The organism is Arthrobacter sp. N1 (genome assembly GCF_048288285.1).
In the GTDB taxonomy this organism is placed as follows: Bacteria; Actinomycetota; Actinomycetes; order Actinomycetales; family Micrococcaceae; genus Arthrobacter_D.
The window spans coordinates 53029-64816 of sequence record NZ_CP102608.1 but is presented as its reverse complement, the minus strand read 5'-3'; the positions used below and the strand labels follow the sequence as shown (position 1 = coordinate 64816).

At 70.3% G+C, this 11788-nt stretch carries 8 protein-coding genes; 2 read left to right on the top strand and 6 right to left on the bottom strand.

All coding sequences use genetic code 11. The features are described from left to right. Positions 1 to 19 precede the first annotated feature (19 nt). Entirely contained in the window at positions 20 to 1129 is a 1110-nt protein-coding gene (locus tag NVV32_RS00305) for a GTP pyrophosphokinase (protein ID WP_055766018.1), read from the top strand. 30 nt (positions 1130 to 1159) lie between these two features. On the opposite strand, the gene NVV32_RS00300 is transcribed toward NVV32_RS00305, so the two are convergent. The 3 genes from NVV32_RS00300 to NVV32_RS00290 are packed head-to-tail and all read right to left on the bottom strand — an operon-like array spanning position 1160 to position 5296. Next, positions 1160 to 2671, bottom strand: a complete 1512-nt coding sequence (locus tag NVV32_RS00300; RefSeq protein WP_422390966.1) for a carboxyl transferase domain-containing protein — start codon at positions 2669 to 2671, stop codon at positions 1160 to 1162. Continuing rightward, entirely contained in the window at positions 2668 to 3891 is a 1224-nt protein-coding gene (locus NVV32_RS00295; RefSeq protein ID WP_055766024.1) for a CaiB/BaiF CoA transferase family protein, read from the bottom strand. Before NVV32_RS00295 ends, NVV32_RS00300 begins: the two co-directional genes overlap by 4 nt. A gap of 40 nt (positions 3892 to 3931) precedes the next feature. Further along, the gene (locus tag NVV32_RS00290) at positions 3932 to 5296 is read right to left on the bottom strand and encodes an SLC13 family permease (RefSeq protein ID WP_055766027.1); all 1365 of its coding nucleotides are present in this window, start codon (positions 5294 to 5296) and stop codon (positions 3932 to 3934) included. Between the two features lie 139 nt (positions 5297 to 5435). Here NVV32_RS00290 and NVV32_RS00285 point away from each other — a divergent pair, with 139 nt between their 5' ends. Continuing rightward, positions 5436 to 6137, top strand: a complete 702-nt coding sequence (locus NVV32_RS00285; protein ID WP_422390965.1) for a FadR/GntR family transcriptional regulator — start codon at positions 5436 to 5438, stop codon at positions 6135 to 6137. A gap of 188 nt (positions 6138 to 6325) precedes the next feature. Here NVV32_RS00285 and NVV32_RS00280 read toward each other — a convergent pair whose 3' ends face one another. From NVV32_RS00280 to NVV32_RS00270, 3 genes are read right to left on the bottom strand one after another with little or no spacing between them, the layout of a single operon-like run. Further along, positions 6326 to 6790 carry an SRPBCC family protein gene (locus NVV32_RS00280; RefSeq protein ID WP_055766033.1) on the bottom strand — a complete coding sequence of 155 codons (465 nt, stop codon included), beginning with the start codon at positions 6788 to 6790 and terminating at the stop codon, positions 6326 to 6328. A gap of 34 nt (positions 6791 to 6824) precedes the next feature. Then, positions 6825 to 9209: a phosphoketolase family protein gene (locus NVV32_RS00275; RefSeq protein ID WP_422390964.1), complete on the bottom strand. Its 2385-nt coding sequence runs from the start codon at positions 9207 to 9209 to the stop codon at positions 6825 to 6827. A 48-nt stretch (positions 9210 to 9257) separates the two neighbouring features. Then, positions 9258 to 11765, bottom strand: coding sequence for an ATP-dependent DNA ligase (locus tag NVV32_RS00270; protein WP_422390963.1), 2508 nt, complete (start codon positions 11763 to 11765; stop codon positions 9258 to 9260). Positions 11766 to 11788: the final 23 nt, after the last annotated feature.

Here is an 11788-nt window from a genome sequence, read left to right as displayed (position 1 = left end):
CCTCGGAAAGGCATGGTGCATGGGCGCATGGGATGATCTCGACGAGCGGCTGCGGCCCGGGGTCGAGGCGCATACGCGCGAGTTCGAACGCGTGCGGCCAGCCCTGGACCGGGTCACCACCGCCATGCGGGACAGCATCGCGGCCATCTTCGAGGGCACCGACCTCAAGCCGCTGTTCGTCACGGCGCGCACCAAGACGGTCGAGTCCTTCCGCGACAAGGCCTCGCGCACCCTGCCCTCCACCGAGGTCGGCGCACCGCCGACCCTGGTTTTCCCGGATCCGATGCGCAACCTCACGGACCTCGTGGGCGTGCGGATCATCACCACGCTCCCGCACGAGGTGGACCTCGCCGCGAACCTGCTCAAGCGCCAGCGCAACGAGTTCGACTGCCGCGGTGACCGGGAGAAGGACATCGGCTCCATCGAGTCAGGCACCTACGGGTACTCGAGCCGCCACCTCATCATGCGCACCATCCACAATGACGTGGTGCGGGCCTTCCAGCAGGCCGTGGACCCCGAGACGAAGGCCGCCGGCAGCTACCTCTTCGAGGTGCAGGTCCGCACGGTCCTGGCCCACGCCTGGTCCGAGATCGAGCACGACATCCGCTTCAAGGCCTCCAACCCGAAGGCGTGGAGCCCCTACTTCGACCGGCAGTTCACCGGCACGGCGGCCATGCTCGAGACCGTGGAGTCCGCGTTCGCGGAGCTGCACGAGCGCTACGAGACGGTGACCGGGTTCTGGGACGAGGACGGTGAGGGCAGCGCACCCCTGACCCCGAACCGGATCCGTGACATCTGGCAGACCCTGCTCCCCCACGTGGACCGGAAATCGGACGACAACTGGGGGTGGGCGGCAGAACTCCTGGCCGCGCACGGGCTGCGCACCACGCTGGAACTCGTCGCGCTGCTGCAGGCGGACACCATCACGACGGTGCGGAAGGCCCTCGACCACCGGTACTCCCCGGGCCCGGACCGCCTCCTGGACGACATGCTGCTGTGGCACTACGGCGAACGCCACATCGAGCTCACCGCGGAACCGAAGGATGCCGAGAGCACCTCCCGCCGCGACAGCCTGCAGCGCAGGCACCGCCAGATGGAGATCTACCGGGCCCAGCACCCGGGCGGTTAGGACCCTGCCGTCGCAGGGGTCGGATGACGGTCAGCCGCCCCCTGCCCTGTACTTCCCGGCCCGCCGGCCCAGCCGGTCCTCCGTGGGCAGGCCCCTGACCCGCGCGAGCTCGTACTCGATCGCCCTGGCCATCCGCTCGCAGAATGCCCGGCCCTCCTCGGCCGCGTCCGGCCGCTCGTCCACCACGTGATCGACGACGCCCCGCTCCACGAGGACCGCGACCTTCACGCCCTGCGCCTCCGCCATCTCGGGAGCACGGTCCACCGTGCGGTGGACGATGGCGCTGGCCCCCTCGGGCGGCAGCGGCGAGAGCCAGGCGTGCTGGGCGGCGATGGTGCTGTCCGCGGGCAGCAGCGCGAGCGCCCCACCACCGGCTCCCTGGCCGAGGAGCACCGAGACCGAGGGTGAGGCGAGGCCGATGAGGTCGTGGAGGGACCGCGCGATCTCCCCGGCGAGTCCGCCCTCCTCCGCCTCCCTCGAGAGATCGGCGCCGGCGGTGTCGATGACCGTGAGCAGGGGCAGCCCGAGTTCCTCGGCGAGCTTCATGCCGCGGCGCGCTTCCCGGAGCGACGCCGGACCCATGGCCGACTCGCCCTCCCGGCGCGGCCGCTGGTGCCCGAGGACGATGCAGGGCTGCTCGCCGAAGCGTGCCAGCGCCAGCAGCAGGCCCGGATCCTTCTCGCCCTGACCCGTGCCGTTGAGCGGGAGGACGTCCCGCGCTCCGTAGGCGAGCAGGCGGCGGAGATCCGGGCGCCGCCGGTTCCGCGAGATGAGGATGGACTCCCAGGCGGACTGCGCGCCGGGGCGGACGGACGCCGTCGACGGCACGGCGGGAACCGCCGACGAGTCCGCGAGCAGCACGGTCAGGGCCGAATCCACGATGCCCGCGAGTTGTCCGGGCGGCACGACGGCGTCGATCAGTCCCTTGTCGAACAGGTTCTCCGCGGTCTGCACGTCCGGCGGGAACGGGGCGCCGTACAGTGCCTCGTACACGCGCGGTCCGAGGAAGCCGAGGAGCGCCCCGGGCTCGGCGACGGTGACGTGACCGAGCGATCCCCAGGACGCCATCACGCCGCCCGTCGTCGGATGCCGGAGGTAGACGAGGTAGGGCAGGCCCGCCTGGCGGTGGGCACGGACCGCACCGGTGATGTCCACCATCGAGAGGAACGCGGGGGTCCCCTCCTGCATGCGCGTCCCGCCCGAAGCGGGACCCGCGAGCAGCGGCAGGCCCTCCGCCGTCGCCCGCTGCACGGCAGCCGTGATGCGGTGTGCGGCCGCGCTCCCGATCGACCCGGCGAGGAAGGTGAACTCGGAGACGATGACGGCGACGCGCCGGCCGTGGATCAGCCCCTCCCCCGTGAGGACCGACTCGTCCGCGCCGCTCTTCTCGCGCGCCCGCCGCAGCTCCTCCGCGTAGCCCGCTCCCGCTCCCGGTGGGGGTCCCGTCACCGGCGCGTCCCAGGAGGTGAAGGATCCGGCGTCGAGCACCGCATCGATCAGTTCCCGCGCCGTGAGATGCGGTCGTCGGGTCTCCCCGCTCACGCCCGTGCGTCCTCCGCGACGGGGCGTGCGAGCCAGGCGCGGATCGCCTCGCCGTCGCCGTCGAGCAGTGGCGGTGCCGCGTGCTCCGTGAGCGTGGTCTCGACCGGTCCGTCGAAGAACCGCAGTGGCGCCCCGGGCAGGTCGATGTCCCCGAGCACGGGGTGCTGCACGGTGGTGAGGAGGCCCTGCGAGTGGACCTGCTCCCACGCGTACACCTCGTCGAGCGTGCGGACCTTCCCTGCGGGGATCCCCGCCGCGTTCAGCTTCTCGAGCAGCGGCTCCGCCTCGTAGGCGGAGAAGGCGTCCTCGATGACGCCGATCAGGAGGTCCCGGTGGCCCACGCGGTCCGCATTCGTCGCGAAGTCCGGCCTGGTGGCGTCGATGCCGAAGGCCGTGGTGAACGCCGCCCACAGCTTCTCGCTCCCCACGCTGATCTGCACCTTGCCGCCGCGGCAGCTGAAGAGTCCGTAGGGGGCGATCGACGGATGATGGTTGCCCTGTGCCTGCGGGACCTCGCCGGCCACGGTGGTCCGCGTGCCCTGGAAGGCGTGGACGCCGATGATCGAGGCGAGCAGTGACGTGCGCACCACCTGGCCACGGCCCGTCCGCTCGCGTTCGAGGAGGGCGGCGACCGCCCCGTACGCCCCGTACATGCCGGAGAGCAGGTCGGCGATGGGCACGCCGACCCGCTGCGGGTTCTCCGGGTCCGCCCCCGTGAGGGACATGAGCCCGGCCTCGCCCTGGACGATCTGGTCGTAGCCGCTGCGCTTCGCCTCCGGACCGTCATGACCGAATCCGGTGATCGAGAGGATCACGAGGCCCGGGTTGAGCTCGAGCATCGCGTCCGTCGAGAACCCCAGACGGTCGAGCACTCCCGTCCGGAAGTTCTCGATCACCACATCGGCGCGCCGCAGCAGTTCCGTCAGGACCCCGCGTCCGTCGTCGCTCTTGAGGTCCAGCGCGATGGACTCCTTGTTGCGGTTGCAGGACAGGAAGTAGGTGGACTGGCGGTCGTCCTCGGGACCGACGAAGGGCGGGCCCCAGCCCCGGGTGTCGTCGCCGGTTCCCGGCGTCTCGACCTTGATGACGCGTGCCCCGAGGTCGCCGAGCATCATGCCCGCGTGCGGTCCGGCGAGGGCCCGGCTGAGATCGACGACGAGGCGGCCGGCCAGGGGTCCGCCCCGCCCGGCGGCGTCGTGGGTGGTTGGGTCGGCGCTCATGGGAACCTCCGGGTCGGGGACGGGACGTGGACGGCGATGATCAGAGCCAGCCGGGCACCACGAGGACGAGCCAGGCGATGATCGGTCCGGCGACGACGACGATCGCGCCGTACCCGAGGATCTGCTTGTAGAAGCGGTCCTTGTCCGTCCCCTCCGGTGCGTTGGCCAGGACCAGCGCGCCGTTGGTGGAGAACGGCGAGACGTCGACGATCGTGGAGGACACCGCGAGGGCGCAGACGACGCCGACCGCACTCACGGCACCGGTCTCGAGGAACGGGATGGCCAGCGGGATCAGGGCGGCGAGGATCGCGGTCGACGACGCGAAGGCGGAGACCACGGCCCCGATGTAGCAGATGAGGAGTGCGGCGAGCAGCGGCGCTCCGAGGCCCGCGACACCGTCGGACACGTACTCGATCGTCCCGGCCTCGGTCAGGACGCCGACGAAGGTGAGCATCCCGCAGATGAGCAGCACGGTGGACCAGGCGATCTTGTTGACCGCTCCGCTCTGGGCTTTCGGCGAGATGAGGGCGAGGACCACGGCGATCGTGATGGCCACGAACCCGACGTCGACCTTGAATCCGAGGGCGATCACGGCGAGGGCGATCAGGCCGAGGATGGTCATCGGCTGGGAGATGCGGTCCTCGCGCGACTTGGTGGCGACGACGCCGTCGCCCGCGGGATCACGCGGGCCGTACGTGCCGCTGCCCGTGCCCTTGTAGGCGACGTCCGCCCGGCGCATCCCGGGGCTCGCGCTGAAACGGGCCTCGGCGGCCTCCTCGACGAACTGGCCCATACGGGAGGTCAGGAGGCTGCGGCCGCCGAGGACGATGAACAGGACCACGGCGATCAGGAGGTTGAAGATGAAGCTGGAGAGGAAGACGGCCAGCGGGCTGGACTCGAATCCGGACTCGCCGACGATGTCGTTGACGATCACGCCGTATACCGCGATGGGCGAGAATCCGCCGGCCTGCGCGCCGTGCACGACCATCATGCCCATGAGCAGCGGGGAGATCTTGTGGCGGGCGGCGAAGCCCAGCGCCACGGGGGCCATGATGGCGACGGCGGCCGGGCCGAGCGCCCCCACCGCCGTGATCACGGCGGTGATGAGGAACATGACCCAGGGGATGAGCGCCACGCGGTTGCGGACCAGTTTGACGGCGGCGTTGACGAGCAGGTCGATGGTGCCGTTGTTCTGCGCGATCGCGAACAGGTAGGTGACCCCGACCAGGGTGAGGAACAGGCCGCCGGGGAACTCGGCGATGATGTCGTCGGTCTCCATGCCGAGGACGACGGCTCCCAGCAGGAAGGCTCCGACGAAGGCGAGGGCCCCCATGTTGATCGGGAGCAGGGTGGCTATCAGGAACATCGCCGCGAGGATGATGATCGATAGGAGCGGAGCGGACATCGTGATCCTCCAGCGTGCGACGGACGGGCGGGGTGTGACCTGTGGCACAGGATCACTGGCCTAGCCTGTAGGAGAGTGGGTGTCCCTGTCAATCACTGGCCGGTAGCATGAGCGCACCACTACCCCGGGGAGAGTCAGAATGAGCGACGCCGCCAACCCGCAACCACTGGGGCGCCTGGCACGGCCGCGGCTGTACGAGCAACTCGTCGAACAGCTCCTGGGCTACATCGAATCGGCCAGACTCCAGCCCGGGGACCTGCTGCCGGCGGAACGGGACCTGGCCGAGCGGCTCGGCGTCTCCCGCGCCACCCTCGCGCAGGCGCTCGTGGCGCTCGAGGTGCTCGGCGTGATCGACGTCCAGCACGGCACCGGGGCGGTCCTGCGGCATCGTGCGAGCGTGGCCAGCGTCATCAAGGGCCTCCGGGAGCACCGGAGCAGGCTCCCCGACATCGTCGAGGCGCGCAGCACCCTCGAGGTGAAGCTCGCAGCCCTCGCCGCGGAACGGCGCACGGAGACGGACCTCGCCGCGATCGACGCCGCCCTGGCGGCCATGCAGGCGGAGATCGACGACGGCGACCGCGGCGCGCACGGGGACGAGCTCTTCCACCAGGCCGTCACGGCCGCGGCGCACTCCCCGGTCATGGCGCAACTCATGGCGTTCATCGGGGAGATGGTCCTGGAGACCCGCCTCGAGTCCCTCGCACAGCCGGGCCGGCCCGAGCAGTCGCTCGCCTCGCACCGGGGTATCGCCGATGCCATCCGGGCGCAGGACGCAGCCGCCGCAGCCGCGGCGATGCAGCGGCACATCGAGCTCGTCTCGGATGTCGCGCTGTTGAAATAGCGGAGACCTCGGGCTGGAAGCGGCCGCGGTCCGCACCGATGCCTCCAGCCGACATCCTGCCCCGGCGGATCGGTGGGCCGCTCGGGCCGGCGGACGCCGCTCGCTCGGGGCGATCGATGCCGACCCGCTCGCGACGGCGGCCGGCCCCCGGAAGGGGACCGGCCGCCGTCGTCCGTGCGGAGGGACGATCAGGCCTCGGAGACCTGCGCCGCGAGATTCGCGAGCGTACCCTCGAGGGCGTCCTGCGACACCGCGGGGAAGCCGATGGTCTTCAGCAGCTCCTTGTCGGTGACCGCGGACCAGTCGTAGGTGACCGAGACGTCCGTCGACCCGGGGCCGGTCGCCTCGAAGCGCCAGACCCACTCCCATCCCGGGGGCTCCTCACCCGCCGGCGCCGTCTTCCAGGCGAGGAGCTTGTTCTCGTCGTAGCCGATCACGTGGTTGTCCGTCTGGTAGTCGCCCCCCATCTTGTCCCACGTCTGGTTCATGGTGAACACCTGCCCGGAGCCGGTGATGCGGTCGGACTTGCTGTCCGACTGCACCATGCCGGACCCGTCGAGGGCCGCGTGATGCGCGGGGTCGGACAGGAAATGGAAGATGGTGCCGGCGGGTGCGTCGATGGTCCGGGTTGCGGAAATGCTCGTGTCGGTCATTCAGCGTGCTCCTTCTCGTTGTGGGCGACGGGTTTTACTTCGCGTCGTCCGGCGAAGATTCGTCGAGCGTCCAGCCGGTGATGGACTCCAGGTCCTTCCCGGCGTCGCGCGTGTACTGCCAGGCACGCTGCCGCTGGTCCTGCAGGTCCTGGCGGAACCGCGCTTCGGTCGCTCCGAGGGTCGGCACGCGGTCGATCACGTCCATGGCCAGCTGGAACCGGTCGATCTGGTTCAGCATCGCCATGTCGAACGGCGTCGTCGTCGTGCCTTCCTCCTTATAGCCCCGAACGTGCAGGTTCGGGTGGTTGTTCCGCCGGTACGTGAGCCGGTGGATGAGCCAGGGATAGCCGTGGTAGGCGAAGATGACCGGTTTCGACGTGGTGAACAGGGTATCGAACTCGCGTGCGGACAGGCCGTGCGGGTGCTCGGTGGAGTCCTGCAGGCGCATGAGGTCGACGACGTTGACCACGCGGATCTTCAGCCCGGGTATCCCTGCCGTCAGCAGGCCTGCCGCGGCGATCACCTCGAGGGTCGGGACGTCCCCGGCACAGCCGAGCACGATGTCGGGCTCCACCCCGGACTCCTCCGAGCCCGCGAAGTCCAGCACGCCGATGCCCCGCGTCACGTGCAGGCGCGCCTCCTCCGGCCCGAACCAGGTCGGCGTGGGCTGTTTTCCCGTCACGATCACGTTGATGGTGTCCCGGGCCTGCAGGCAGTGATCTGTGACCGCGAGCATGGTGTTCGCGTCCGGTGGCAGGTAGACGCGGATGACATCCGCTTTCTTGTTCACCACGTGGTCGATGAAACCCGGATCCTGGTGGGAGAACCCGTTGTGGTCCTGTTGCCAGACATGGCTCGAGAGCATGTAGGTGAAGGACGCGATGGGCTGCCGCCAGGGGAGCTTCCTGTGGATCTCCAGCCATTTCGCGTACTGGTTGAACATCGAGTCGACGATGTGCACGAAGGCCTCGTAGCAGTTGAAGACGCCGTGCCGCCCGGTGAGGAGGTATCCCTCCAGCCAGCCCTGGCAGAGGTGCTCGCTGAGGACCTCCATGACACGACCGGAGCGGGCCAGATGCTCGTCGACGTCCTCGATCCGCGGCTGCCACACCTTGTCCGTCACCTCGTAGACCGCCGACAACCGGTTCGACGCCGTCTCGTCCGGCCCGAACAGGCGGAAGTTGTGCGGATTGCGCTCGATGATGTCGCGGAGGTAGCCCCCCGCCGTGATCATGGGGCTCACCTTCTCGGAACCGGGGTGCGCGACTTCCACGGCGTGCTCCGCGTAGGCGGGCAGCACGAGGTCGCGGAGCAGGCGTCCGCCGTTCGCGTAGGGTGTCGCGCTCATCCGCAGGTCACCGTCCGGAGCCAGGCGGGCGATCTCGGGCCGGAGCCCGCCCTCGTCCGTGAACAGGGATCCCGGGTCGTAGGACCGCAGCCATTCCTCGAGCTGGTGCAGATGCTCCTCGTTGTCGTGGATCTCCGACAGGGGCACCTGGTGCGCCCGCCACGTCCCCTCGACGGGCTTGCCGTCCACCTCCGCCGGGCCGGTCCAGCCCTTCGGCGAGCGCAGCACGATCATGGGCCAGCGCGCCGCCCCGGCGCCGCTTCCCGCGGGCGAGGTCCGTGCCCGCTCCTGGATGTCGTGGATCTCGTCGATGCACCTGTCGAGGACCGCGGCGAAGTCGCGGTGGGCCGCCTCGGTGGCCCGCGGATCAGAGACCGTGACGAAGTGCGGGTCGTACCCGTAGCCGTACATCAGCTGCCGCAGCTGCTCCTCGGGCATGCGGGCCAGGACCGTGGGGTTGGCGATCTTGTACCCGTTGAGGTGCAGGATCGGCAGGACGGCCCCGTCGACGGCCGGGTCCACGAAGCTGGTCGAGTGCCAGCTCGTCGCGAGGGGTCCCGTCTCGGCCTCGCCGTCGCCCACCACCGCCGCCGCGATCAGCGAGGGGTTGTCGAACACGGCCCCGTAGGCGTGTGCCAGGCTGTACCCGAGTTCGCCGCCCTCGTGGATGGAGCCGGGGGTCTCGGGCGCCGCGTGCGAGGGGATGCCGCCGGGATAGCTGAACTGCTTGAAGAGCGCGTTCAGGCCCGCGCCGTCGCTGCCGATGGTGCTGTAGATCTCGGAGTAGGTCCCCTCGAGCCACGCGTTCGCGACATTGGCGGGTCCGCCGTGGCCCGGGCCGGTGACGAACAGCATCTCCTGCCGCCGCTCCGCGATGACCCGGTTGAGGTGCGCGTAGACGAAGTTCAGTCCGGGGGTGGTGCCCCAGTGGCCCAGCAGCCGCGCCTTGACGTCCTCACCCACGAGCGGGCGCGTGAGCAGGGCGTTGTCCCGGAGGTAGATCTGACCCACCGAGACGTAGTTGGCGGCCCGCCACCAGGCGTCCAGTCCGCCGATATCAAGATGTGCCATGTATGCCTCCCTGGTTGTCCATGTCCTGGCCGTTCATGTCCCGGTCCCTCACAGTTCGACGACGACGTCGGACGGCGTCTTGTCCGGTCGCCAGCCACGCCACACGGGGTGCCGCAGGCGCCCCGTGCCCGTGTGCTCGCTGTACTGCACCTCGCCGACCAGCGACGGCCGGACCCAGTGGGCGTCGGACGCGTCCGCACCGGGGACGTCGCCCAGCGGTGCGGTCTTCCGCGCGAGCTTCTTCAGGCGTGCACCGACCTCCGCGAGGTCCCGCTCGGTCAGGCCGGAACCGACCCGGCCGACATAGCGCAGGTCCACGCCGTCGGGCACGGCGACGAGGAGCGAGCCGACCTTCGACGCGCGATTGCCCTTGCCCGGCCGCCAGCCCACCACGACGACCTCCTGCGTGTGCAGGTGCTTGATCTTGACCCACGACGACGATCGTGCCCCGGGCTGGTAGTCGCTCGTGAGGCGCTTGGCCATGATGCCCTCGAGGCCGAGCCGGCGGCTCGCCCCGACCGCCTCCTCGAGGGTGGCGTCGATCGCGGGCGGCACCTGCACGTGGCCGTCGTCCGCCGCGTCGACGGCCTTCTCGAGCAGTTCGCGCCGCTGGCAGTACTGCAGTCCGGTGAGGTCGTTGCCGTCGAGCCGGAGCAGGTCGAAGAGCATGAACCGCACGGGGGTCCGGGTGCGCACCGCGTCGATCTCGGCCCGGCGCGTGAGTTTCATGCGCGTCTGCAGCAGCCCGAAATCGGGCCTGCCCCTGGCGTCCAGCGCGACGATCTCGCCGTCGAGCACCGCATCCCCGGCGCTCAGGAGCTCCGGGAGGTCAGCGAGTTCCGGGTAGGTGGCCGTCGTGTCGATGCCGTTGCGGCTCGTGAGCGTGACGGTCCCGCCGCTGATCGTGGCGATGCACCGGACGCCGTCCCACTTCATCTCGTACGCCCACTGGTCCGGCTCGGGGATCGAGTGCTCCGAGCCGAGGGTGGCGAGCATCGGCCGGACCAGGGCGGCCCCGGTGGCCCCGGTGGACTCGGTGGATCCGGTGGACCCGGCAGGCTCCGCGGGACCGCCGGCATCGCCACTGCCCGCCGGTCCGCGCTCCGCGGCTGCGTGGACGTCCTCGGGCTGCTCCTTCATGAGGTGCATGAGCCAGGTGCTCTTGCCGTTCGCCCCGCCGCCGGTGTTGATCAGGGCGTACCGGCGGATGGCGGTGCCTCCGCGCGCCAGGCCGCCGTCCGGCCTGCCGTACAGGGTGCAGATGACCTCCTTGCCGTCGCGCCATTTCTCCAGGTCGTAGGTGCCCGCATCCCAGATGGTGACTTCTCCGCCACCGTATTCCCCCTTCGGAATAGTCCCCTCGAAGGAGCCGTAGTCCAGCGGATGGTCCTCCGTCTGGACGGCGAGGTGGTTCCTGCTGGGCGTCAGGGGCGGTCCCTTCGGGACGGCCCAGGAGACCAGGACGCCGTCGCGCTCGAGCCGGACGTCGTAGTGCAGGCGCCGCGCATGGTGCTCCTGGATGACGAAGCTGTTCCCGCCCGCCGGCGCAACGGTGTCCGGCACGGGCTCGGGCGTCTTCGTGGCGTCCCGCATGGCGCGGTAGGTGGACAGGCGGTCGGACGGCGGCGCGGCGGCACCACCGCCGGGCGCCGGCAGCGCGGTGGTGGCCGGGGCGAGGACATCGCCCAGCCGCGCGACGCGCTCCATGACCTCGCGGTAGTCCAGCTGGTCCAGGCCCGCTCCCTCGATCTCGTCCCAGGTGCGGGGTGCTGCGACCGTCGGCTCGAACCGTCCCCGCAGGGAGTAGGGGCTCACGGTGGTCTTGTTCGCGTTGTTCTGGCTCCAGTCCACGAGGACCTTGCCCGCGCGCAGCGCCTTCTTCATGTCGCTGACCGCGAGGTCCGGATGGTCGGCCTCCAGTGCACGCGCCAGTTCGTGGGCGACGGCGGACACCTGCTCGGAGGTCTGCCGTCCGTCGAGCGCACAGTAGAGGTGGATGCCCTTGGAGCCGCTCGTGACCGGGAAGGGCTCGAGCCCCATGTCCTGCAGGATGGTGCGGGCCATGAGCGCCACCTCGGCGCACTCGGCGAGTCCGGCACCGGGGCCGGGGTCGAGGTCCAGGACCAGGCGGTCGGCGTTGCCCTTCCCGCCGTCGGGCCCGAAACGCCACTGCGGGACATGGATCTCGATCGCCGCGATCTGTCCCAGCCAGGTCAGCGTCGCGAGGTCGTCCACCATCGGATAGACGTTGACGTGATCCTTGTGCTGGATGGCGTTCCGCGGCACCCAGGCGGGCGCGTTGTCGTCGATGTTCTTCTGGAAGAAGACCTGGCCGGGTTCCTCGGGAGTGCCCACACCGTGCACCCAGCGCTTGCGGGTGACCGGTCGATGGCCGGCGTGATGGATGACCTGCGGGGCGACCGCCGCGTAGTACGCGAGGACGTCCGCCTTCGTGGTGCCCGTTGCCGGGTAGAGCACCTTGTCGAGGTTGGAGAGCCGGAGGGTGCGCCCTTCCACGGTGACGGTCTGCTGCCGTGCGGAGCGTGGAGGAGCCATTCACCCAGTCTTGACCGGATGCC

Bases quoted from the DNA above. Each gene is read 5' to 3' on its own strand.
- NVV32_RS00305 (WP_055766018.1), top strand. From the start codon at position 20: ATGGGCGCATGGGATGATCTCGACGAGCGGCTGCGGCCCGGGGTCGAG.
- NVV32_RS00295 (WP_055766024.1), bottom strand. From the start codon at position 3,891: ATGAGCGCCGACCCAACCACCCACGACGCCGCCGGGCGGGGCGGACCC.
- NVV32_RS00290 (WP_055766027.1), bottom strand. From the start codon at position 5,296: ATGTCCGCTCCGCTCCTATCGATCATCATCCTCGCGGCGATGTTCCTG.
- NVV32_RS00285 (WP_422390965.1), top strand. From the start codon at position 5,436: ATGAGCGACGCCGCCAACCCGCAACCACTGGGGCGCCTGGCACGGCCG.
- NVV32_RS00280 (WP_055766033.1), bottom strand. From the start codon at position 6,790: ATGACCGACACGAGCATTTCCGCAACCCGGACCATCGACGCACCCGCC.
- NVV32_RS00275 (WP_422390964.1), bottom strand. From the start codon at position 9,209: ATGGCACATCTTGATATCGGCGGACTGGACGCCTGGTGGCGGGCCGCC.
- NVV32_RS00270 (WP_422390963.1), bottom strand. From the start codon at position 11,765: ATGGCTCCTCCACGCTCCGCACGGCAGCAGACCGTCACCGTGGAAGGG.